23 protein-coding genes are annotated in these 24,703 nt (G+C 29.9%); 15 read left to right on the top strand and 8 right to left on the bottom strand.

Annotation, left to right across the window (positions count from 1 at the left end; all coding sequences use genetic code 11):
- Positions 1-18: 18 nt before the first annotated feature.
- From AB2369_RS02035 to AB2369_RS02015, 5 genes are all read right to left on the bottom strand, one after another.
- Positions 19-615, bottom strand: coding sequence for a superoxide dismutase (locus tag AB2369_RS02035; protein WP_367664806.1), 597 nt, complete (start codon positions 613-615; stop codon positions 19-21).
- A gap of 372 nt (positions 616-987) precedes the next feature.
- A complete protein-coding gene (locus tag AB2369_RS02030) occupies positions 988-1,971 on the bottom strand; it encodes a phosphotransferase enzyme family protein (RefSeq protein WP_367664805.1) in 984 nt (327 codons plus the stop codon).
- Between the two features lie 16 nt (positions 1,972-1,987).
- A complete protein-coding gene (rsgA, locus tag AB2369_RS02025; protein WP_367664804.1) occupies positions 1,988-3,055 on the bottom strand; it encodes a ribosome small subunit-dependent GTPase A in 1,068 nt (355 codons plus the stop codon).
- A gap of 764 nt (positions 3,056-3,819) precedes the next feature.
- On the bottom strand, positions 3,820-4,485 hold the full coding sequence (locus tag AB2369_RS02020; protein WP_367664803.1) for a hypothetical protein: 666 nt from the start codon (positions 4,483-4,485) through the stop codon (positions 3,820-3,822).
- Between the two features lie 259 nt (positions 4,486-4,744).
- Entirely contained in the window at positions 4,745-5,812 is a 1,068-nt protein-coding gene (locus AB2369_RS02015) for an XdhC family protein (protein ID WP_367664802.1), read from the bottom strand.
- A 357-nt stretch (positions 5,813-6,169) separates the two neighbouring features.
- On the opposite strand from AB2369_RS02015, the gene AB2369_RS02010 reads away from it, so the two are divergent.
- Together AB2369_RS02010 and AB2369_RS02005 are read left to right on the top strand one after the other, a co-directional pair.
- Positions 6,170-6,913 carry an AraC family transcriptional regulator gene (locus AB2369_RS02010; protein ID WP_367664801.1) on the top strand — a complete coding sequence of 248 codons (744 nt, stop codon included), beginning with the start codon at positions 6,170-6,172 and terminating at the stop codon, positions 6,911-6,913.
- Between the two features lie 192 nt (positions 6,914-7,105).
- On the top strand, positions 7,106-7,597 hold the full coding sequence (locus AB2369_RS02005) for an N-acetyltransferase family protein (RefSeq protein ID WP_367664800.1): 492 nt from the start codon (positions 7,106-7,108) through the stop codon (positions 7,595-7,597).
- Between the two features lie 200 nt (positions 7,598-7,797).
- Here the strand turns inward: AB2369_RS02005 and AB2369_RS02000 are convergent, their stop codons facing one another.
- Together AB2369_RS02000 and AB2369_RS01995 are read right to left on the bottom strand one after the other, a co-directional pair.
- Positions 7,798-7,926, bottom strand: coding sequence for an OadG-related small transporter subunit (locus AB2369_RS02000; protein WP_367664799.1), 129 nt, complete (start codon positions 7,924-7,926; stop codon positions 7,798-7,800).
- 12 nt (positions 7,927-7,938) lie between these two features.
- Positions 7,939-9,060 carry a sodium ion-translocating decarboxylase subunit beta gene (locus tag AB2369_RS01995; RefSeq protein ID WP_367664798.1) on the bottom strand — a complete coding sequence of 374 codons (1,122 nt, stop codon included), beginning with the start codon at positions 9,058-9,060 and terminating at the stop codon, positions 7,939-7,941.
- 777 nt (positions 9,061-9,837) lie between these two features.
- Between AB2369_RS01995 and citD the strand changes: the two genes are divergently transcribed.
- The 13 genes from citD to AB2369_RS01930 all read left to right on the top strand — a co-directional run bounded on the left by citD (position 9,838) and on the right by AB2369_RS01930 (position 24,069).
- Positions 9,838-10,098 carry a citrate lyase acyl carrier protein gene (citD, locus tag AB2369_RS01990; RefSeq protein ID WP_367664797.1) on the top strand — a complete coding sequence of 87 codons (261 nt, stop codon included), beginning with the start codon at positions 9,838-9,840 and terminating at the stop codon, positions 10,096-10,098.
- Positions 10,098-10,976: a CoA ester lyase gene (locus AB2369_RS01985; protein WP_367664796.1), complete on the top strand. Its 879-nt coding sequence runs from the start codon at positions 10,098-10,100 to the stop codon at positions 10,974-10,976. Before citD ends, AB2369_RS01985 begins: the two co-directional genes overlap by 1 nt.
- Positions 10,977-10,990: 14 nt before the next feature.
- Positions 10,991-12,547 carry a citrate lyase subunit alpha gene (gene citF / locus AB2369_RS01980; protein WP_367664795.1) on the top strand — a complete coding sequence of 519 codons (1,557 nt, stop codon included), beginning with the start codon at positions 10,991-10,993 and terminating at the stop codon, positions 12,545-12,547.
- A 57-nt stretch (positions 12,548-12,604) separates the two neighbouring features.
- Positions 12,605-14,002: an oxaloacetate decarboxylase subunit alpha gene (locus tag AB2369_RS01975; protein WP_367664794.1), complete on the top strand. Its 1,398-nt coding sequence runs from the start codon at positions 12,605-12,607 to the stop codon at positions 14,000-14,002.
- A gap of 12 nt (positions 14,003-14,014) precedes the next feature.
- Positions 14,015-14,356, top strand: coding sequence for a hypothetical protein (locus tag AB2369_RS01970; protein WP_367664793.1), 342 nt, complete (start codon positions 14,015-14,017; stop codon positions 14,354-14,356).
- A gap of 24 nt (positions 14,357-14,380) precedes the next feature.
- Positions 14,381-14,779: a biotin/lipoyl-containing protein gene (locus tag AB2369_RS01965; protein WP_367664792.1), complete on the top strand. Its 399-nt coding sequence runs from the start codon at positions 14,381-14,383 to the stop codon at positions 14,777-14,779.
- 137 nt (positions 14,780-14,916) lie between these two features.
- The gene (locus AB2369_RS01960) at positions 14,917-16,917 is read left to right on the top strand and encodes a methyl-accepting chemotaxis protein (RefSeq protein ID WP_367664791.1); all 2,001 of its coding nucleotides are present in this window, start codon (positions 14,917-14,919) and stop codon (positions 16,915-16,917) included.
- 51 nt (positions 16,918-16,968) lie between these two features.
- Positions 16,969-17,631 carry a GntR family transcriptional regulator gene (locus tag AB2369_RS01955; RefSeq protein ID WP_367664790.1) on the top strand — a complete coding sequence of 221 codons (663 nt, stop codon included), beginning with the start codon at positions 16,969-16,971 and terminating at the stop codon, positions 17,629-17,631.
- Positions 17,632-17,822: 191 nt separating this feature from the next.
- Entirely contained in the window at positions 17,823-18,515 is a 693-nt protein-coding gene (locus AB2369_RS01950; protein WP_367664789.1) for a response regulator transcription factor, read from the top strand.
- 133 nt (positions 18,516-18,648) lie between these two features.
- Positions 18,649-20,889: an ATP-binding protein gene (locus AB2369_RS01945; protein WP_367664788.1), complete on the top strand. Its 2,241-nt coding sequence runs from the start codon at positions 18,649-18,651 to the stop codon at positions 20,887-20,889.
- 337 nt (positions 20,890-21,226) lie between these two features.
- Positions 21,227-22,525, top strand: a complete 1,299-nt coding sequence (locus tag AB2369_RS01940) for a CitMHS family transporter (protein WP_367664787.1) — start codon at positions 21,227-21,229, stop codon at positions 22,523-22,525.
- A gap of 257 nt (positions 22,526-22,782) precedes the next feature.
- The gene (locus AB2369_RS01935; RefSeq protein ID WP_367664786.1) at positions 22,783-23,391 is read left to right on the top strand and encodes a TetR/AcrR family transcriptional regulator; all 609 of its coding nucleotides are present in this window, start codon (positions 22,783-22,785) and stop codon (positions 23,389-23,391) included.
- Positions 23,392-23,553: 162 nt separating this feature from the next.
- Positions 23,554-24,069 carry a ferritin family protein gene (locus tag AB2369_RS01930; RefSeq protein WP_367664785.1) on the top strand — a complete coding sequence of 172 codons (516 nt, stop codon included), beginning with the start codon at positions 23,554-23,556 and terminating at the stop codon, positions 24,067-24,069.
- A 272-nt stretch (positions 24,070-24,341) separates the two neighbouring features.
- On the opposite strand, the gene AB2369_RS01925 is transcribed toward AB2369_RS01930, so the two are convergent.
- The coding region (locus tag AB2369_RS01925) for a helix-turn-helix domain-containing protein (RefSeq protein WP_367664784.1) at positions 24,342-24,703 on the bottom strand (362 nt) is incomplete at its 5' end.

Here is a 24,703-nt window from a genome sequence, read left to right as displayed (position 1 = left end):
CCTTTAAAGGTGTATTATTTATTTTTTAGAAGCGCATTTAAATCTTTGATTTACAACATCCCAGTTTGCTATATTCCACCAAGCATCTACGAAAGCTGCTCTCTTGTTTTGATATTTTAAATAATATGCATGCTCCCAAACATCTAGAATTAGTATAGGTTTAACAGCCCACTGAGTTAAGTCTTGATGCTTCTCAGCTGTTAAGATTACTAATTTTTCAAATAAGCAGTTCCAACATAAAATACACCATCCAGAACCTTCTACCGCTACTGCCGCTGCAGTAAATTCTTTTTTGAAGGTTTCATAACTTCCAAAGTCTTTATTTATTTGGTTTAATATTTCATCCTTAGGATCTACACTATTAGGAGTCATGTTTTCCCAAAATAAAGTATGTAATATGTGTCCAGCTCCATGGAAAGCTAATTCCCTTTCATAGTGTTTAATTAAGGAATAGTCTCCTGTTCTTCTACATTCTTCAATTTTAGTCTCTGCATTATTTAATCCATCTACATAAGCCTTATGATGAAGATCATGGTGAATTTTTAAAGTAGCTTCATCATAATGAGGCTCTAAAGCATTATATGCATAAGGTAAATCTGGTAAAGTATGAGCCATTTATATCACCTCTTAAATTATAATTTAATATGTTTATTATTACTCTTAGATTATAATTTATACATTGATATAAGAATTACCAACATGTACATTAATAGCTCGTTACTTCTTTTATGAATCCAGTACACCTATATTTTGGCATATGAAAACCATAGAAAATATAGTATTAGCAATGATAATTCTATATCTCATATGGTTTTTAATGAAATAATTTTTGTTAAGTTTTAATATAGAAACATAGCTTGTTTATAAGCTATATATTTTAACACATTATGCTAGTTAAGGTGTTTAGTCTTAATTGATAGCTTTAAAAATCATGTTTTAATACAGTAAAGAACTTTTAACTAGCACAACATGTAAATTTACTTAACATTAAATAGGATTACCAAAGTTATTTTTGGCTTTACTTAAGAAATTATTTAATCTAATTCTTAAGGTTACCATCCATTTAGGCTCATTATTCCACTTATCTCTTAGAGAATGAATCACACGGACATAACTATATAAGTCAGCATATCTTCTGAAAATAGGAAATAAATTAATCATATCATCAGGAATATCATATTCTGTGCTATATCCAGAAATAAATTTTTCTAAAAAAGAATCTACATGTTCTTCTTCAATAGTGTCTTTAATAGATTCTATTGCTTGTACTACATCCATTACATACCAGTGATATAATCCATCATCAAAATCTATAGGATGATAGGTATTTGTAACTTCATTATAAAATACATTGTCTGTTTCAAAGTCATAATGAATAAGACCAAAGTTTTCTTTAGTATAAGGGAGGCTTAAGAAATAGTTCTTTAATATATAAAGTTCATTTCTAGCTGAAGTCTCATCTGGAAAATTAGATAAAATATCCTCCATCCACTTTATAGAATCCTTCCAATCATTACGTTTATTTTGAGAAGGGATATATTTACTGCATAGTTTATGGAGTTTACCTAGTGATTTACCGTAGCCAAACATAATATCTTCTGTTAATGATAGTCTAATTAATAATTCACCAGGAACTTCCTTGAAAGCCACAGCATAGTATATTCCCCAAGGTGTATCTACTACTTCGATTTCTTTTCCTGATTTTGACAATAGAGTATCAACAGCAGGATAGCCATTGTTTCTTAAATAACTTAAGAATTCAAGTTCAGCCATTATACTATCTTTAGATTTTTCTTCAGAGGGAGTAAATCTAAGAAAGATATTTTCTCCATTATTTTTAAATATATAAATAGCATTAGATGAAATCCTAAAGAATTTTAAATAGCTAGATTCAGTTTTATCATAATCCCAATTTTCAAGTAGCATTAGGGCAAGATACTTATTATCAAATAAATACTTCAATTTTAACAATACACATAACCTCACTTTATATTTTTTTAGTATATTTACTTTTTCTATTACTATAATAAGAACTTCTATTTTCTTGTAATACTTTTAACTCTTTTAGCTGAGATTTATAGCTTTCAAACCTTTTAATACTTAGCTCTCCTGATTCTATAGCTGCTTTAATTGCGCAACCTGGTTCTTTTTCATGGGCGCAATCTCTATACTTACATTTTTCTATTAGAGAATAAATGTCTTTAAAACTTTCTTCAAGAATATCTTCATCTGCCCATAATTGAAGTTCCCTAAGACCAGGAGTGTCTATTAACATACAACCAGACTGGTGAAGGAAAAGCTGAGGACTTGTTGTTGTATGTTTCCCCTTTTTATTAGAATCACTTACTGAATTTGTTCTCTGCCTTTCATCTCCAAATAGATAGTTAATAATTGAAGACTTTCCAACTCCAGAGGAGCCAAGAAATACAAGGGTTTTACCAAGGCATAAATACTGGCGAAATATATTCATATTAATTTTATCTAGAACACTTATGGCATGAATATCTATATCATGAGCAATGGCTTCTATACTTTTTATATATTGAGGTATATCTTTGCAAAGATCACATTTATTTAGAAGAATTACAGGTAATACTTTGCTGCTACGAACTAGAGTAATATATCTTTCAATTCTTTGCACATTAAAGTTATCATCTGCACCAATTACGATAAAGGCAGTATCTATATTTGACCCTATAATCTGTTCTTCTATATGTCCACCTACCACTATACCATTTCTAACTTTTCTTCCTCCAGAGATTGTAAGCTTACGAGAAAAATAACTTTTCCTTGGCAAAATATCATGTATTATAACTTCTTTATCATTGATAGTTTTAATTACAACCCAATCACCAACAGTGGGGTAATCTTTTTTAACATCTGCATTATGCATAAACCTACCACTTAATTTTCCTTTTAAAATACCATCTTCTGAATATACAACATAGTTTCCTTTATGCTGAGATATAACTCTTCCAGCATAAAAATCTTTTTCTAAATAAGGCCTAAAATTATTTTTAAAGTATATGTCCCAACCTAACTTTTCTAAACTCATAAAATCTCCTTTTCTTTCTAAAGCTTAAAATTCTTTATTTTTAATATATAAAGTTTTTATTTATAAAATTTAAGATTAAGTTTTAAGCTTAGTAAAATAAATATTATTATAAAGCTCAATATGAGTTTTAAGTGAAGTCATATGAAGTTTTAAATAAAAGAATATAAAAATCCCACAGTAAGACTAACCTACTGTGGGACACTTAATATTTGAACACAAAAAATACACGTTAACCTGTACCGTGTACCCTACCATCTACTATTAAGGCTAAAAGGTTAAATCAAGATTGTTCAAAAGGCATGATAAATAAAGGGAATAATAAATCCCTTTTAAAAACCTTTGAACCCATATGCAATTAGTTTAAAATCACCTCATATAACTTTTGCATAAAAAAAATCACTCCTTTCGCCTATAGTTTTATTAAGCTTTTAAATCATATTACCATATATTTTCTAAATATACAATATTATTACAGGGTAAAATTGTTAAATGTATCTTTAATAAGGAGGGTAATAGGATTATATTTTTTCAAGTAGGTAAAAAGTATTAAAGTTTTATCTGATGGCTACTAGCTTGTAACACTTCCATCTCCTTAAAAGGTGTGGCATAACAGTTGCTGCGCCCATAGATTAACACATCTAACCTTCAGATGATGGAAAGAACACCCTCTGAAGGTTAGATGAGTTCTATATAATTACTGAATAAAACACCAAAGTATTAACTCTTAGTGAAGATTTTGGTGTTATTTTATTTATTATAAAAGATTAAATTTCAACAGTCTCTAAGTTGTTTCTTCTATTGTCTAATGGATTAAGATTAATATGATGAATAGTTTCATTATCACCAGGATTCATAATTATTCTATCTAAGTGAATTCTTCCATTCGGAGTATTAGCTACAACACAAAGATTTCCATGGATTTTATGTTCTACCCAACTATACTCATCAGTGATTACTTTATGTAAATCTTCTTTAGATATTAGAGCTTTAGATATAGCCTTACCAGTTTTATTTCTTAAAATTATAGAAATCGTGTTTTCATCTAAAATTTCATAATCATTTTTAGTGTTTCTTTCAACTATTTCTAGGTTGCATTTTCTATTGTCTAAAGTATCTCCATTTATATGTCTAATAGGAGCTTTAGTATTAGTATTTAAAATTACACTTTGTAAATTTTGTTTTAGTGGTTTACCTTTTTTATTAGTTTTAGTTAAACTTATATTCTGAATTATGTAGTTATTAAAGTCTTTATGCCATTCAGCAAACCAAATGCCCATAGCTTTAACTTTTTCTATATCATCAAAGTCTATTTTTACTGTAAGCTCTGAACCATTCTTTTTTAATAATGAAATTAAAGCAATATCTCCTTTAATCTCATACTTGTTTTCTATTTTCTTGTAATTTGTATTTATAAAAAACACCTCTCTCATTCTTTTGGTATGAGAACAAGTATAACAGAGAGGAGACTAAAATGATACTGTTATAGAACTAAGGAGTTTAATGAGTAATGTAAATATTTCAAACAATGTACATTGCTAGCTCATTACTTCTTTTATGAGTTTAGTATATTTATATTTTGATATATAAAAAAATATAGAAAATACAGTATTATTAGCGCTAATAATACTGTATTTTCTATGTTTTTAGTGTACAATTTTTATTAAGTTCTATTACTGAAATATAAACGTTTTAAAAAGACTCCACAAGAACTTCCATAACCCCACCACATACCATTCCTTGAGCTTCTGCCACAACTCCTGTCATATCTACATGCTGGATTAAAAATCCTTTATCTATCATGACTCCTCTTGCATTGGTTAATACTGCAGCTTCACTGCAACCACCACCTATACTTCCTAAGGTTCTGCCATCAAAATAAGCTATCATCTTAGCTCCTGCTTTTCTAGGAACAGAACCTTTAGAGGATAATATAGTTATAAGAGCCTTTGGCATTTCAGACTTCTCAGATATTTCTATGGCAACTTCTTTATCGAAATCAGGAAAGGAGAAGTTTTTACCTAGTTTATTAATTACACCTTTATTTTTAAAACTAATAAGCTCAGATATTATGGATATAGCTATTTCATCTGGAGTAATAGCACCTATATCAAGTCCAATAGGAGAATTAACTAAATCTAATTTTTCCTTAGAAAAACCTTCTTCTAATAGTTCATTCATCATACCACGTACCCTACGCTTTGAGCCTATCATACCAACATAGCTAAGATCGTAATTTAATACATGACGTAAAACTAGTCCATCATGTCTATGACCTCTTGTTACTATAACTACAAAATCAGATTTTCTAAAATCAATTAAATTAAAGGAGTTCTCAAAGCTGTCACAAATAACTTTTTCAGCTTCAGGAAAACGACCGCTATTAGCAAAGGTTGGTCTATCATCTATAAGAGTCACAGAAAATCCAACTCTAGAGCTAAATTCCACTAAAGGTTTAGCTATGTGACCACCACCAAATACAAATAAACGAGGTTTAGGGAAGAAAGGTTCAACTAAAATAGATTTTCTCTCCTCTAAATCAACAGTTTCAACTTTTCCAGTATCTAATGAAGTAAGTGCAGCTTGGTAAACCTTATCATTAAGACCGATAGATTTTTTTTCTAAATCCTCTTTAGTTAAGAGAACTTTATTCTCTATTGAACCATTTCTATCACTATGTAAATCAAGATAAGTTAACATTACACATTGGTTACCCTCATTAACCTTAAGTAATAATTCTTTGTATAAATTCTCAAACATTATATCAACCCTCTAAATACAAAATTTTGAATAATAAATATTCACTATAAAAATATTATATTAAAGTTTTTATATAAATGCTAGGAAGGCGTGGAATAAATCATTGAATACTAAAGTTATGACCTATATATGTTGAAAAGCTGAGGATGCATAACTTATATATTAAGAAATCAGAGGATAATAGATTGAGCATGTATAATTTCAAGGAGGATATGATTTAATTAGAAAAAATAGCTTTTAATGATTATGAAATAGTACTAGAGATTTCAAAGGTATATTATAATATTAATATACATAATTATGCAGTTTAATTTCAGGTTTGATAAAAAATAGTTTAACTATTAAGGAGGATTTTTAATGAAGGGGATAACTTGTGAGTGCAGGGTTTATAATGATATTTTAACTACACATACTCACTCATTTGCACAACTTATACTTCCCTTAAAAGGGGTATTAAATATTGAAACTAAAAATAAAAAATTTGACCTTAATGAAAAAAGCTTATTTTTTCTCCCACCAGATAGTTTACATGGATTTAAGTCACATAAACCTAATGAATTTTTAGTTTTGGATATACCAGAGTATATGATAGATAATAAGATATATAAATTTAATGAGGGTATGGAGTGTAGTATAGATGAAAGATTGGAAGCTGTTAGATTTTTAATATTAAAGGAACTAAGGAATGCTAATAGTGAAGGAATAGTTAAGTTATTTAATTATTTTAGTTCTTTTATGTTTGAAGGAAAGATATCCAGTTCTATTAAATATATAGAAGAGAATTTTAGTAAAGATATTAATTTACATACCCTAGCTAATATTGAACATTATAATACTACTTACTACAGTGAATGGTTCAAAAAGAATATGAATATGACTCCTATTGAATACATACAAAGATTAAGAATCAAAAAAGGTAAGGAGCTTTTAAGCAATACTGATCTAAGCATTATCCGAATCGCTCAAGAGGTAGGATATAATCATCACTCTTCCTTTACCAGAATATTTACCCTACAAGAAAAAATTACTCCATTAGGATATAGAAGGAAAATCCGAGAAGTGGATAAGAATAAAATAGATTTAGGAAAAGAAAATTTTTGATATTAATATAAAATATAAATATAGGTAAGATCATTAAAAGAACTATCTAAATATGAAGTAGATAGTTCTTTATACTTTATAAGCTTAAACAATCTATACTACTTATTTCATGATTTTTATATTAGGAGGTAAATAGCGGAACAAGCTAATTTAATAAAAATAAGAAAATATTAAGATAAAGGAGACATATCAATGATAAGTTTTAAAATTAGAAAGTATGAAAAAAGGGATATAAATTCTATAAAAAATATATGGAACTCAATCGTAGATGATGGAGAAAGCTATATGTATGATGAGGAATTTTCAACTGAGGAAATAGAAAAAATGTTAGAAAATCAAAGTGCTGTTTATTGTGGAGTAAATGATAAGGATGAGGTTATTGGATTCTATATACTACATCCTAATTTTATGGGAAGAGGGGGGCATATAGCTAATGCAACCTATGGGATTCATAAAAATTATCGAGGATTTGGAGTTGGGAGAGAACTTGGGAAACATTCAATAGAGATGGCAAAGAAGCTGAATTTCAAAGCAATACAATTTAATGCGGTAATTTCCACTAATATAGGTGCGGTTTATCTTTGGGAAAGTTTAGAGTTCAAAAGAATTGGTGAGATACCAAAGGCTTTTGTGAAGAATGATGGTAAAGTTGTCTCTTTATATATTTATCATAGATACATATAAAATATTATGGAATTATGTATAGATTTTATTTAGTATTATTAATTTAAATAGGTTATTGAGTTTGAAGTGCAACTAGAGAGTAAGATGATTTTCTTACCTAAAATATAATTCCATATAATAAATAATAAACATATAAAAGATTAGGATAATATAATAAAAGAGTGTAAAACATGATATCCATGTTTTACACTCTTTATTATTTAAGCCTTTGGAGGAAAAATTTTAATTAATGCTTTCATAAGAGCATATATGAGCATTACAACTACGAATATTCCACCCATACCTTGGATCATTAAAGGAATTGTTTCTTGTAAACTATTAAAATTCATAATATATCCCTCCTACTTTACTAGCATAAGTATTAGACCACCGGCTATTACAGAGGCAATTTGACCTGCTACGTTAGCTCCGACGGCAAACATTAGTATAAAGTTTTGATTATCTTCCTTTTGAGCCATCTTTTGAATAACTCTAGCAGACATTGGGAAGGCAGAAATACCGGCAGCACCTACCATAGGATTAATCTTTTCTTTTCTAAATAAGTTTAGTAATTTAGCAAATAATACTCCACCGATAGTATCAAATATAAATGCTATAAGACCCATACCTATTATTAATCCAGTCTTTACATTTAAGAATTTATCCGCTTGCATAGTAGTTGCGATAGTTATACCTAAAAGTATAGTTATTATGTTTACAAGTTCATTTTGTGCAGTATTTGATAGTCTATCAAGAACACCACACTCACGAAGAAGGTTACCAAACATTAAGAATCCTACTAGAGGAACAGCATTTGGAGCAACCATACCAGTTAAGAGAGTTAAAGCTATAGGGAATATTATTCTAGTAGCTTTTGATACACCTTCAGCTTTATAATGCATTCTTATTTTTCTTTCTTCCTTAGTTGTTACAAGCTTTATAGCAAAAGGTTGTATAACAGGAACTAAAGCCATATAAGAATATGCAGCGATGGATATAGGTCCTAATAAATCTTTAGCAAATTTATTGGCAACGTATATAGAGGTTGGACCGTCAGCAGCACCTATTATTCCTATAGAAGCAGCTTCTCTTATAGAGAAACCGAATATTGCAGCTACACATATAGTAAAGAATATTCCAAACTGAGCTGCAGCACCAAATAAAAGCATAAATGGATTTTGAAGAATTGGTCCAAAGTCAATCATAGCTCCTATACCAATAAATATTAGTAAAGGGAATAGTTCTGTAGCTATACCTGCACTAAATAATACGTCAAGTACTCCTTCTACAGGGGTACCTTCTACAATATGAGTTACTGCTCCAGACATTGGTATGTTAGCCATTATAGCTCCAAATCCCATTGGTAAAAGTAGAGCTGGTTCAAAGTCTTTTGCAATTGCTAAGTAGATTAGTAATCCACCTATTCCCCACATTGCTATTTGGCCTAGGGTAATAGAGGTAATACCTTGAATTAATACATCCATGAAATGAATCCTCCTTTGATTTGTATAAAAATTTTTAATAAAAAAGACCATTAGCATAGCTTATATAGGCTATCCTAAAGGTCTCACATTTTCAGAATAAGCCAGATTTTTCAATCGTTTGTTGACATATCCCCATGAAATCATGCTAGTTACTCCCCTTTAATATTAACAAATGAGTAATAATATTACGTTTTTTATAAAAGATTTTTAAAACTGTATCGATTTCAAAATCATTTTATAACACTAACAGAAAAATGTCAAAACCTTTTTATCATGAAATTTATTTTTTAATTTTCAAAATATTATCTAAAGTAAGCGCATATAGAAGTAGGAATTTTTATTAAAAACCTTAAAATCCCTAAATAAAAAAATATTCTTTGTAGAAAATTTTCAATTAATTGGATTTATATAATAACACGTAGAGAAAATGGGAAAAGTAATTTTGAGAAAATGACATAAATTATCATAAAAAGTCGAAAAGAAACCATTGGACAAAGGTATACAAAAATGTTATATTGTATACAAAAGAGTAAGATTGTATGTAAAGCATGAGTATTTTAAAATCATGAGATTGAATTATTAATAGTTAAACTCACTATAAATAGCCAAGCTAAAATAGTGTTTTAAAATATATAAATATTACTTTCAAGGAGGAACTTTAGCATTTTATAAATTTAAAAACAATGAGTTTTAGACAGCTAAAGTGAGTTATTCATTATAAATAGACCTTGGAATTTATCCAAGGGATAAAATTTAATTCTATGGGAGGTTTTTGTTATGATAGCTGTTGCAGGAAGTGACAAGGCTGATGATGTTTTAGTAACAGTAGATTTATCTTATGAGGATAACATTTTAGTAGACTTAAAAAGTAAGAATAAGGCTCTATTCGGAAAACAAATAGAGAATGTGGTTAGAGAAGTAGCAGAAGAGATGAATGTTAAGAATGCTAGCTTTAAACTAGAAGATTTTGGAGCATTAGACTTTGTGATTAGAGCAAGGGTTAAGACTGCCATAAAGAGAGCAAGGGGGGATAAGTAATGAGTAAAAGACTTAGAAGATCAATGTTATTCTGTCCTGCCAGCGATCCTAAGATGTTAGTTAATGCACCTGTATACGCACCAGATTGCATAGTATTCGACCTTGAGGATGCAGTAGCATATTCAGAAAAGGACAGTGCTAGAGATTTACTTTGTGAGGCACTAAAGACTGTGAATTATGGTAACTGCGAAGTTTTTGTAAGAATAAATGCACTATATACTGAGTTTGGAAGAAAAGATGTAGAAGAGCTTGTAAAAGCTGGGGTTAAGAACATAAGACTTCCTATGACTGAAACTAAGGAAAATATAATAGAGTTAGATGAATTATTAACTTCTCTTGAAAAAGAACATGGAAGAGAAGAAAGATCTATAAAGATACAAGCAGCTATAGAAACTCCAAAGGGAGTATTAAATGCTCTTGAAATAGCACAAGCTAGTGATAGAGTAGTTGCTATATCAATTGGAGCAGAAGATTTCACAAGAACTTTAGGAGTAGATAGAACTAAGAGTGCTCTAGAGCTTCAATGGGCGAGAGGATATATAGTACTAGCTGCTAATGTAGCAGGAGTAGATTCAATAGATACAGTATTCGCTGATGTTAGTGATATGGAAGGTTTTGAGAAAGAGGTAAGAGATGCTAAAACTCTAGGTTTCTCAGGAAAGTCTTGCATACATCCAGCACAGGTAAAATTAGCTCATAATGTGTTTACACCTACTAAAGAAGAAATAGAAAAATCTCTTGAAATAATAGAAGCAGCAAAAGAAGCAGATGAAAAAGGAATTGGAGTTATAACCGTAAGAGGAAAGATGGTAGATATTCCAGTTATTCAAAAGGCAGAGAGAGTAATAAGCCTAGCAAAAGGTGCAGGAGTTATTTAAGAGGAGGGATTTTAATGGAATATGTGGTTAATGCCTTAGGAAAAAAGTTACCTAAGTTTATAGAAGGATATGGAGAAGTTAAACCTTACATGGGAGACTTCAAGGAAGAAGTAAATCCAACAGGTAGGGTACATGGACCTTTAAAAAGCTTTTCTGTAAAATCACAGAATAAGTTATCAGAAAGTATAAGAGAAGCTATAGAAAAAGTAGGATTAAAGGATGAAATGACAGTTTCCTTTCATCATCACCTAAGAGGTGGAGATTATGTTCTAAATATGGTAATGGATGAGATAGCAGCCCTTGGAATAAAAGATATAAAAGTTTTTGCATCTTCTTTAACAGGAGCTCATGAACCATTACTTGAGCATGTAAAGTCAGGTGTGGTTACAGGTATATGCACAAGTGGTCTTAGAGGAGCTCTTGGAAAAGAAACTTCAATAAATAATATATTAGGAAAACCAATAGTTTTTAGAAGCCATGGAGGACGTGCAAGAGCAATAGAATCAGGAGATGAGAAAATAGATGTAGCATTTATAGCAGCTCCAGCTTGTGATAATCAAGGAAACATGAATGGTAAAGAAGGAAAGTCATCCTTTGGAGCTATGGGATATGCTATGGTAGATGCACAGTATGCTGATAAAGTAGTAGCTATAACTGATAATCTAGTGGACTATCCTCTATATCCTGCAAGCATAAATCAGACATTAGTAGATTATGTAGTTGTTGTAGATGAGATAGGTGATCCATCTAAGATATCTACTGGTGCTACAAGAATAACTAAAAGCCCAACAGAACTTTTAATTGCAGAATATGCAGCTGAGGTTTTAAAAGCATCAGGACTTGTAAAGGAAGGATTTTCATTCCAAGCAGGTAGTGGAGGAGCATCTTTAGCAGTAGCAAGATTTTTAAGAGAATATATGTTAGAGAATAATATAGTAGGATCTTTTGCTTCTGGTGGAATAACTTCAACTCTTGTAGACTTCCTAGAAGAAGGATTATTTAAGACTTTACTTGATACTCAAACATTTGATGCAGCGGCAGCAAGTTCTATGAAGAGAAATCCAAATCACATAGAAATGAGTGCATCTATGTATGCAAACCCACATAACAAGGGATGTGTTGCTCATCAACTAGATATAATGATGTTATCAGCTACAGAAATTGATGTTAACTTCAATGTAAATGTTCTCACAGGATCTACAGGACTTATTATGGGGGCAATAGGAGGTCATCCTGATACTGCAGCGGGATCAAAGTTAACAGTAGCAGTGGCACCACTTTTAAGAAAGAGAATACCTATAATAGTTGATAATGTTACAACTGTAATAACTCCAGGAGATAACATTGATGTTGTAGTAACTGAAAGAGGAGTAGCAGTAAATCCAAAGAGAACAGATCTTCTAGAAAAGTTAAAGGAAACAAACTTACCGTTAATGGAAATAGAAGAATTAAAGAATTTAGCAGAAAGCTTCACAGGAAAGCCAGAGAAAATAGAGTTTAGTGATGAGATTGTTGGTGTAGTTGAATACAGAGATGGAACAGTAATAGATGTGGTTCACAAAGTAAAATAATATAAATATTAGTAGTTTTAAATATATAAGCAAAATGTTTTTAAAGGAGAAACTTATATGACAAATTTAAAAATAACGGAAACTTCTTTAAGAGACGGACATCAATCCCTTATAGCAACTAGATTAACAACAGAAGAGATATTACCAATATTAGAAACTATGGACCAAGTTGGATATTACTCTATGGAAGTATGGGGAGGGGCAACCTTCGATGCGTGTCTTAGATACTTAAATGAAGACCCATGGGAAAGATTAAGAGAAATAAGAAAAAGAGTAAAAAATACAAAGCTTCAAATGCTTTTAAGAGGACAAAACCTTTTAGGATATAAGCATTACTCAGATGATGTAGTTGATTTATTTGTAAAGAAATCAATAGAGAATGGTATAGATATCATAAGAGTTTTTGATGCTTTAAATGACTTAAGAAATCTTGAGACATCTATAAAGAGTATAAATAAGTACAATGGTCATTGCCAAGGAGCTATATCTTATACAACTTCTGAAGTTCACACTGTTGAGTACTATGTAGGTATTGCTAAGGAAATGAAGAACTTAGGAGTACATTCTATATGTATAAAAGACATGGCAGGAATACTAATGCCAGAGGATGCAAAAGTTCTTATAAAAAGACTAAAGAAAGAGGTTGATCTACCTTTAGAGATACATACTCACTGTACTAGCGGAATTGCAGAAATCCTTTATACAGTTGCGGTAGAGGCAGGGGTGGATATAATCGATACTGCTATATCACCTTTCTCAGGAGGTACATCTCAACCTGCTACTGAAGTTATGGCAATGCTACTTAAGGATAGTAAAAGAGATCCTAAGTTAGATATAGAAAAGCTAAAGGAAATAGCAAATTACTTTAAGCCTATAAAAGAGAAGTATAGAAAGAATGGAATATTGAAACCACAGGTTATGGATACAGAGCCTATGACAATACAATATCAAGTTCCAGGTGGAATGCTATCTAACCTTTTATCACAACTTGAGGCTGCTGGTGCAGCTGATAAGTATGAGGAAGTTTTAAGAGAAGTTCCAAAAGTAAGAGCAGACTTAGGATTCCCTCCATTAGTTACACCTTTAAGTCAGATGGTTGGAACTCAAGCAGTTATGAATACTATTGCTGGACAAAGATATAAAATGGTACCTAAAGAAATAAAAGATTATGTTAAAGGACTTTATGGAAAGAGTCCGGCACCTATTAGTGATGAAATAAGAAAATTAATAATAGGAGAAAGTGATGTTATAACTCATAGACCAGCAGATGATTTAGAGCCATCCTTTCATATATATAAAAATGAAATAGGCGATTTAGCTAAGAGTGATGAAGATGTTCTATCCTATGCTTTATTCCCACAGGTTGCAAAACCTTTCTTTGATAAGAGGGAGAATGGAGATAAGGAAGAAGTTAAAGACACTGTAGAAGTAGCCTACATAACTGGACTTATTTAAGGTGGTGATAGAATGGATGCAAGTAACACAATAGAATATATAAAGATAGGTTTAATGGTAGTTTTAGTTATACTAGGATTTAGTATTCTAAATGCAATTAAATCAATGATAGAAACGTTAAAAGATACAAAAGTGGCAAATAATGAAGAAAAAATTAGTGGACAAGCTACAACTAATACTTATAATAACAATAATGTAACTCCGAGTAATATAGCATATTCAGAGGAAAGAGTTACAGAGGCAGATTTAGCAGATGAAGATAAGTTAGTTGCAATACTTGCTGCTATGATGGATGCTAGTGAAGGAAGTAAGGAATCAACAATAAAAGTAAAGAGCATAAGACAAATAGGATAATAGATTATAAGGGAGATGGTTTCAATGAAAATATATAAGATAAAGTTAAACAATAAGGTTTATGAGGTTGAAGTTGAAGTAACAAATAGTGATAGAGCAATAGAGGTTCCAGTACAAGCAGCACCAGTAGCGGCACCAGCACCGGCGGCTCCTGCTCCAGCACCTGCAAATGAAGCGCCAAAGGCAGCAGCACCTCAAAATGTTAGTGGAGGACATAAGGTAGAAGTACCAATGCCAGGAGCTATGTTAGATGTTAAGGTACAAGTTGGACAAACTATTAATAAGGGAGACGTAGTTGCTGTATTAGAAGCGATGAAGATGGAAAATGAAATAGTTGCTCCAGTTAGTGGAGAAATAGCTGCTGTAGGAGTTGCTAAGGGAGATACAGTAAATATAGGAGATCTAATAGCAGTTATAAAATAAAAACATATGTTATACAAAGTCTAAATTAACACAAAAGTTTATATAAGACCCCTTCAGTTTTAAAATTATAGATAAGCACTACTTTATTTAAGTAGTGCTTATTAAATAAAAATAATAAATCAATGGAGTATAAATATATGAGAGATATGAAATTAAAGAATAAAATGATTTTAGTTGTATCATCCATTGTTATAATTTCTTTAATATCAATATCTATTATTGGATATATGTTTTCTAGAGATAATATACTTGATTTAAGCTATAGAGAGTTATTAAAGGTTTCTGAAAAAGAGCAAAGTGGAATAGAAAACTTCTTTAATAGAACTATAGAGGAAATAGAGGCATTAACATTAATAGATACCTTTAAAGGAAATGACATGGATAAAATAATATATGAGTTAGATAAATCGTATAACTTTTACAAAGAAACATTTTCTAATATATCTTTTGCAAATATAGAAGGGACTCGATGGAATTATAAAGGGGAAAAAGACAGTATAGCAGATAGAGAATATTTTAAAAATGCTATTTCAACTAAAAAGACAGTAATATCTGATGTCATGACTTCAAGAACAACAGGAGAATTATCCTTAATAATTGCAACACCTGTTCTAGATGATAAAACTAATCCTATTGGAGTAATCTATGGAACTCTTAAGCTAGATACTATTCAAAATGAAGTTAAAAAGTTTAAACATAGAGAAAGTGGATTTGCTTTTGTGTTTGATAAGAATGGTGTTGTAATATCTGATGGAAAAAATGAGGAGCTCATAGGTAAATCCATAGAAAAAGATCTTAGTGAAGATGAGAGATTAAAATATATTTGGAATAATAGAGAAAATAATATTAATAAGAAGATTTATAATTATGATGAGAGTAAAAATAAAGAGGTAGCCACATTATCTGAGATAAATATACTTGATAATAATGCCTTATATTTTGGGTTATCTATGGATGAAGCAGAGATCTTAAAAGATTTAGATAAGCTTAAGGAAAGTTTTATAATAATTTCTACTATCTTCGTAGTTATATCAATAATAATTTCTATTCTCTACACTAAAACTATTGTGAGACCTATACATAAGCTAAAGAAGATTACAAATAACATAGCTAATAAAGATTTAAGAGAATTAGATATTAAAATAGAATCAAGGGATGAGTTTGGTGAGCTATTCTCTAATATATTAACTATGAGGGAAAGTTTAAGAGAGGTTATAAAGACTATAGGGTTAGAGTCAGAACAGTTATCTTCATCTTCAGAACAATTATCATCATCTACAGAGGAGTTATATAGTATTTCCGAGGAAACCTCTCAATCTGTAAGATCAGTAAGAGATAAGGTGAAAGATGAAATTGATTTTATGAGACAAGCTTCCTCTAATATAAGGGATAGCATTAGAAATATTGAGCATGTAGAAAATGAAGCTATAAATATGGAAAATAAATTAAATATAGCTACTGAAGTGGCTGAAAAGGGAGAAGATATTTCTAAAGATGCTGTTAGTAAGATAGAAGATGTTCTTAATGAGGCAAGAGTAATTCAAGGTTTTATAAGTAGGCTAGAAGATAGAGTAAAGCATATAGAAGAGTTAACAAACAGTATAAATTCAATAGCAACGCAAACAAACTTACTTTCATTAAATGCCTCCATAGAGGCAGCCAGAGCAGGGGAAGCGGGAAGAGGTTTTCAAGTGGTAGCTCAGTCTATAAAACAATTATCAGAACAAACTCAAGTATTCACTGAAAATATAGGTGGATTGATTAAAGAAACAGTAAGTGATACATACATAACTGTTAAAGAAGTGGATATATTTTTAAGTAAAATAGATATTGGAGTAAAATCAGTTAAAGATGCAGAAGAGGCCTTTAAAAATATATCTTATAGCAATAATGATATAGTATCAATAATATCTAATATATGTGATAGCATAAAGTCAGTCAGTGAAAGTAGTAAGAATATTGGATCATCTATAAAGGGAGTTGAAAAAGCATCATTAAATACAGTAGATGATATAGAATTCATATCGAGTGCAGTTATTGATCAAGGAACGGCAATAGGTGAAATAACTTCAGCTACGGAAGGATTAACAGGGCTAACAGAAAACCTAAATAGCCTAATGCAAAAATTTAAAATATAAGAGGATAATAACTGTTTGCAATGAAGGATCGACCATAAGGAGAGAAAAAATTTGAATAATCTATTTAATAAAGTTAATGCTAATGATATAAGACCAATTAGACAAATTGTACTAGAAAATTTAAGAGTTTCTATTCTTTCAGGAAAACTAAAGGCTGGAGATAGACTAATTGAAACAGCAGTGGCGGAAGCTATGGGTGTTAGTAGAACTCCAGTTAGAGAAGCTTTGAGACAATTAGAATTAGAAGGACTAGCAGATAATATGCCAAGAAAAGGAACTATTGTAAGAGGAATGCCTAAGGAAGAAGCCTTAGATATATATGATTTAAGAGCCATTATGGAAGGTTTAGCTACTAAACTATGCTGTATTAATATAAGTAGAAAAGAGATATCAGAACTTAGAGACATAATTGAAGATATGGAGAAAGCTCTTATAAATAAAGATACAGATAGATTTATATCCATTCATAGTAGATGGAATGAGGTAATAATAAATGCATCTAGGAATAAATATTTAATAAAAAGCATTCAGCAGATATACGAATATTTATTAATGCTACGTACAGTATCCTTATATAGTGATGAAAGCAAGACAGTAGCTTTAAAGGAACATAAGGAGATTCTAGAGGCAATTGAAGTTGGAGATGAGGAGTTAAGTGAAGCATTAGCTAGAAGACATGTGGAAAATGCTAAAAAAAGATTCATTAACGGATAGAAAATAATTACCTATTATATATAGAAAATTTTCCATAATAATTCATAGTTAAAATTAAAAAAATATAAGCTTAGAGTTATGTAGTTTGTACGGAGTATATATGATATAATATGATTGAATTTTTAGTATAATGTATGCACCACTGTCTAATGGAATTATTATTAATATTAAAGTTATTTTATGGGGGAGACATGGATAAGATAAAAATTCTTGTTGTAGAGGATGATGAATCTATAAGAAAGCTTGTATGCAAAATTCTTATAGGAGAAGGCATGATTGTTTACCAGGCTGAAAACGGTAAACAAGCTATTGACATGATAAATAAGTATAGGTTTGATTTAGTTATTTTAGATATTTTAATGGATCATATATCAGGGTATGATGTGGCTAAATATATTAGGCAGTATGACCTTGTGTTACCTATTATATTCCTTAGCGGTAAAAAAGAAGATAAGGATATTATAGAAGGATTAAGTATAGGTGCTGACAGTTATATAACAAAGCCTTTTAGTGTTTCTGTCCTTTGTGCCCAGGTAAAATCACAGATTAAAAGACGAAAAGAAATTTTAAACGATGACATTAGAACTAATATTATAGTTAATGGGCCATTCAAATTTGACCTTAATAGCTATAAATTTTATAAAAATGATATAGAAATAAGGCTATATTCAAAAGAAGCAAAGCTTATGAAATTTTTTATGGAACATCCAAACCAAGTGTTTTCAAAAGAGGAATTATATCAGAATGTATGGCAGGGTAGTATACCTGATGACAACACTGTAATGGTTTATATAAGGTATATTAGAAATAAAATAGAGGAAGTTCCAAATAAGCCCCAGTATATTAAAACCGTTTGGGGAATAGGCTATGAATTTTCTATTTAGGTTAATATTGAGTTGTTTAACAATAAAGCAATGTTTACATAATATATGTGAGCATTGTTTTTTGTTAAAACTAGAGGTAAAAGGTTTACATAAGGTGTTGAAATATTAAATATAGATTTAGGAGAGTTTAAACTTGATTAATAAATTCTTAAATAGATTAGTAAATACAGCAATCCTAGGAAAGAGAAAAGTAAGAATAGGAATATATGCTATATTAGCAATAGTCCTTTGTATAACTACATATTTTACTTATGATGAACACAGGATGACTATTGTAAGTCAGCAACAAGAGCATATGTTAGAAATTTCAGAAGCCATATCACAAAGTATACAACTTTATATTAACGGAATTCAAGATAGCCTTAAAGTGATTACTTTAGATAATGATTTTATTAAAGGAGACAAGGCTAATAATATTGAAAGACTTAAATCCTATTACGAATCTGAGTCAAAGTTTATAGAAGCAGTTTATCTATTAAGTGAGAATGGGGAGATTTTAGAACAATATCCAAGGGGGATAGAATCTATAAATACTAAGCTTAAAGATGAAATAGGTAAGGTGATAAATAAAAAAAAGAGTTATATAGGAGAAGTATATTTAGATAAAAGTAAAAATCAATTTTTAATAAATATATATGATCCAATACTTCATGGAGATCAGGTTAAGGGAGTAGCTGCCATATCTATGAGTCTTGATAGGATTTATGATACATTGATTGATCCTGTAAAGATAGGTAAAAAAGGATATGCAATGGTAAAGGACCAAGAGGGTACTATAATAATGCATCCTGTAAAGGAGCAAGTAGGCATGGATGTTATTGAATCAAGGAAGGAAGTATACCCAGAACTAGAGTTTGAGGAACTTGAAGATCTTATAAGTAATCAACTTACAGGAAATAAAGGAACTGCTGTTTATCACTCTTATTGGTGGGGAGACAACGTTTTAAAAAGAGTGAAAAAGCTAAATGCCTATGCACCAGTTAAATTAGGTGAATATTTTTGGGTTGTTGCATTAACCATGTCTTATGATGAAATTCAAGGACCTATAAACAGATTTCTAATTAAAATTATTATAATAGCAACTTTAATAGCCGTTATAATATATATATTTACATCTAAGATATTTAGATTGAAAAGAAATAAGGACAAGCTAGAAAAAGAGACAAAATATCTAAAAGTCTTAAATGAGACTTCTGAAAATTTAAGAAAAAAAGAGGCTGAACTATATCATTCTCATAAATTAAAGATGATTGGAACTTTAGCAGGAGGAATAGCCCATGATATAAATAATTTATTGACTCCAATATTAGGATACTCTGAGCTATTATTAATTAGGATAGATGAGAATAATGAATATTATGATGAGATTGAGGAGATATTTAAGGCATCTCAAAAAGGTAAGGATTTAATACAACAGATATTAGCCTTTAGTAGACATGAGAATGGAATAGTAAAAATAGAGAGAATTAATATTAATAATGTAGTGGATGAGGCAGTTAAACTTTTAAAGGCAATTTTACCTAAAGATATTTTTATCAAAAAGATTATAAAGGATAATTGTATATATATAAATGGAAACTTTACTCAGATGCATCAAATTATATTTAATCTTTGTATAAATGCGTATCAGGCTATGGGAGAGAGTAAAGGGGAAATAAAAATTAATGTAGATACAATTTCAGGATCGGAAATCAAAGACTTTTGTAAGTCAGTTCATAAGGAAAGAGATTATGTAGAGATTACCATTGAGGATACAGGATGCGGAATGGATGAAGAAACAAAAAATAGAATATTCGATCCTTTCTTTACAACAAAGACTATAGGAGAAGGAACAGGACTGGGGCTTTTTGTGGTGCAGAATATCATAGACAAATATCAAGGAGCTATAACAGTGGAAAGTCAAGTAGGGGTAGGAACTTCTTTTATAGTATACTTACCTCTTATTAGTGAATCAGAAGAGATAACATATAGCGATATTCCTAAAAAACAAGTACAAGATAACAAAAGGATATTAGTAGTAGATGACAATGAAAGGATAACTAAGGTACTAAAAAAGGCATTAGAACATCTTGGATATAAGGTTATAAGCGAAACTAATAGTATAAAAGCCTTAGAAAAGTTTAAATCAAATCATAATAAAATTGATTTAGTTATAACTGATTATATAATGCCAAATATGAAAGGTGATAAATTTGCTATAAAAGTCAAAGAAATAGAAAATAATGTAGGGGTTATACTGATGACTGGGTATATGGATGAGGAGAGTTCTCACATAGATACTGATCAGTATATTGATGGGCGTATATCAAAACCTATAGAACTTTCTGAGCTTTCTGAGACGATAGAAAAAGTTTTAAGGATTATTAATAGTTAGTAAAAATAAGAATATAGAACTCTAAAAACCACGAAAATTCTATTAGAATTTTCGTGGTTTTTTAAGGTTTATATAAGAAAAGTTAATTAAATTTATATAATTCAAATTTAATTAGTTAAGTTACCAAAAATAAAAATTCAAAATTCATATTGGAAACTTATTTTTAAGAATATTTTAAGATTTCTTTAAACATATTTTAAGAATGATAATTTTTATATTGCTTTTTTGATAAATCGTTAACGAAAACCTTGAACAAGTTAATAAATTATCATATAATCATAGTAAGCCAACAGAAATTTTTAAATATCATACATAAATTTATAAAGGAGTGTTTTCTATGTTAGCTATATTAGGATATGGAATGGTAATCACTTTTATGGTATTAATCATGAGCAAACGAATGACAGCGTTTACAGCTCTTGTATTAACTCCTATTGTATTCGGACTTATTGGAGGATTTGGACTTGATTTAGGAAAATTTGCACTTACAGGGGTTAAAAGTCTTGCCCCAACAGCAGTTATGCTATTATTTGCAATCCTTTACTTTGGATTGATGATAAATGTCGGATTATTTGACCCTCTTGTTAACTGGATTGTAAAGGTTGTCAAGGGTGACCCACTAAAGGTTATCGTTGGAACAGCTATAATGTCAGCAGTTGTATCTTTAGATGGAGATGGATCAACTACTATAATGATAGTTGTATCTGCTATGCTTCCTCTTTATAAGAGACTTAAAATTAATCCTCTTATATTAGCATCTATATTAATAATGCAGAACTCTATAATGAATATAATTCCTTGGGGTGGTCCAACCGCTCGTGTAATGTCTGTATTAAATCTTGATGTTAAAGAAATCATGGCACCATTTATTCCAGCTATGATCCTTGCAGTTCTATATGTTATAGGGGTAGCTTATTATATTGGAAAACGTGAGCGTAAGAAATTAGGAATCACTCATCTTGATCAGAAGACAATGGATGAGATGGCTAGTACAGTAAGTGAAGAAGAATTAGCGCTTAAGAGACCAAAGCTTTTATGGGTTAACTTTATAATGACTATTTTAGTTATGGTAGCTTTAATTAAAGAAGTAGCACCATCTTCTATAATATTCTTAGTAGCAGCTGCATTAGCACTTTTAATTAACTATCCATCTATAAAGACTCAAAGAGACTTAATAGATATGCATGCAGGTAATGCTCTTCAAGTTGTAGTTATGGTACTTGCTGCTGGAGTATTCATGGGAATATTAACAGAGTCAGGTATGGCTGATGCTATAGCAGAAAACCTTATTTCTATAATACCAGAATCCATGGGATCACATTTCCCACTAATTACAGCTATTATTAGTATACCAGGAACCTTCTTCTTATCTAATGATGCGTTCTATTTTGGAATACTTCCTGTTCTTGCAGAAACTGGGGCAGTATATGGATTCAGTAGCTTACAAATAGGGGTAGCATCATTAATGGGACAAGCATTCCACTTATTAAGCCCACTAGTAGGTTCTATATATCTACTTCTACAATTAACAGATGTAGATATGGGAGAGTGGCAAAGATATGTTGCTAAATGGGCTATAGGTATATTTGCAATATTTGTAGCTACAGCGGTAGTAATAGGATTCATGCCACTATAAAAATATTTAGTAAATAGGTAAGTATTATATAAATAGAAATAGTATCAAGATTAGAATCTCTATCTTGGTACTATTTTTGATTATAAATTTATGAGGAGTTAAATGCTTAATTAAAAACTGTAAAGTTTCTCAAGTATAAAAGCTATATTTAGGTCTTTCAATAATTTATATTTTCATTCAATACATCATATTAGTTAGCATTATTAATAGAAGAATTTAGTCATAGTTAAATAAAGTTTTTTTATAAAGGAGTAATTATGGAAGCAAAAGTAATAAAAGATAGTAGTAATATAATAGATAGAAGAAGAGAAGAAATTCTTAATGTTGCTTTAAGGGAATTTTCAAGAAAAGGGTATAGTGGCACTAGAGTATCTGACATAGCTAAAAAGAGTAGAATAAGTCAAGGGCTAGTGTATCATTATTATAATTCTAAAGAGGACTTATATTTAGCTGTAAGTAATAGAGTTGTAGAAGTATGTGAGGAATTAACTTATATAATAAGTACTTCTAAGATTAGAGGCTGGCAAGGGCTATTGGCATTAACAGAAGAGGTAATTGATTGGATTATAAATAATGACCATAGATTATTCATTTTATGTTTTTTACATCAAATATCCATATTAGAAAGTAAGCCTTGTGATAAGTATACTTTAAGAAAAGAAAATGAAATACTTATAGTTATTAAAAGACTTATTTGTGAAGGACAGAAAGAGGGAAAGATTATAATGGGAAAGGATGACTTACTTGGACGTATGTATTGGTCAGTAATTCAATGCATTATAATAAATAAAGTAATGGGCAATGATAAGGAATATGGTGTAGAGGATCTAAATCCCCTTATGTTATTAAGAGGCTTAAGAAATTAAATAAATTTATATGCTGTTTAGTATGTATATTTATATAAAAAGTATATAAAATACAAAATCATAACTTATATCTATATATAAATTATAATAGTAGAGAATATAAGAACATATATGTGAAGTTTATAATACTATATTATTGTATAAATAATATAGGAGATAATTATGAGTTACACAACTAACAGGCAGCCCCAAGGTCTTTCTAAGTCCATAGAAAGCTTACTAAGAGAAGGTATGGTAGCAGAATTAGTGGCTATAAATGATTATGATCATTTTATAGGAGTTACAGAAAACAAGGATGTCAGAGAACTATTTCATCATATAATGGAAGATGAGAAAAGACATTATGGTATGTTTTTAGAGGCCTTAAGAAGAATTGATGAGGAAGAGGAAGAATTACAACAAGAGGCCAAAGAACATGTGGTAATAAAGAGTAAACTAAAACACAAGACAGATAATAAGAAAAAAGCTAGTAATTATGACATATTAGTCTTTATAAGAGAAGCCATAAAAGCAGAACTAGAAGCTATAATACTTTATGATAGCTTAACAGAGATTATAGAAGATCAGTGTATAAATAAAATTATAAAAGACATAACTAAGGACGAAAAGGAACATGTAGAAGAGCTTACAAGGGCTTTAATGATTTTAGATGAGGATACTTATGGACCTATAGAATAACATATTGTTAGAAAACAAAGTGATTAAATAACTTAGTTATTTAATAATGCTTTTAAATTTTTAGGTTTAACGCTAGGGAAATACTGGTGTTAAGCCTTTTTTATTTAAGACTGTATGGGGTTAAATAAGTAATGTATTATATATGACTTTAAATATTAATGATAAAACAATAAAAAAGAAATTATATATTATAGAGATATAATTACTACGACTGATAATTTTACTAAATACAATTTATATATAATTTCTTTATAAAAGATAAACAAATAAATCTAAGATATAACTTTAGTTAAAGTTTCAGTTCTAAACTCAACAGGTGTTTTATTAGTTAATTTCTTAAATATAGAACTAAAATAATTTTGATTATTAAATCCAACAGAGAGAGCAATATCTAATATAGATAGATCATCTTTTGATAACAACTCTTTACTCTTCTCTATTCTAATTTCATTCATAAGTCTAGAAAAGGTTTTTCCAGTTTCTTTTTTAAGTATTGTACAAAAATAACATTTATTTATGTTTAGATATTTAGAAATATCATCTAGTGTTATATCATCACTATATCTAGCATCTATAAAAGCAATAGCTTTTTTTACATATAAGCCATAAGGAGGTTTATCCATAAGTCTTATTT

The sequence above is a fragment of the Clostridium sp. genome (genome assembly GCF_040797585.1).
Classification (GTDB): domain Bacteria; phylum Bacillota; class Clostridia; order Clostridiales; family Clostridiaceae; genus Clostridium_Z.
The sequence above is the reverse complement of the archived record's forward strand: the minus strand, read 5'-3'. Positions and strand labels throughout refer to the sequence as shown.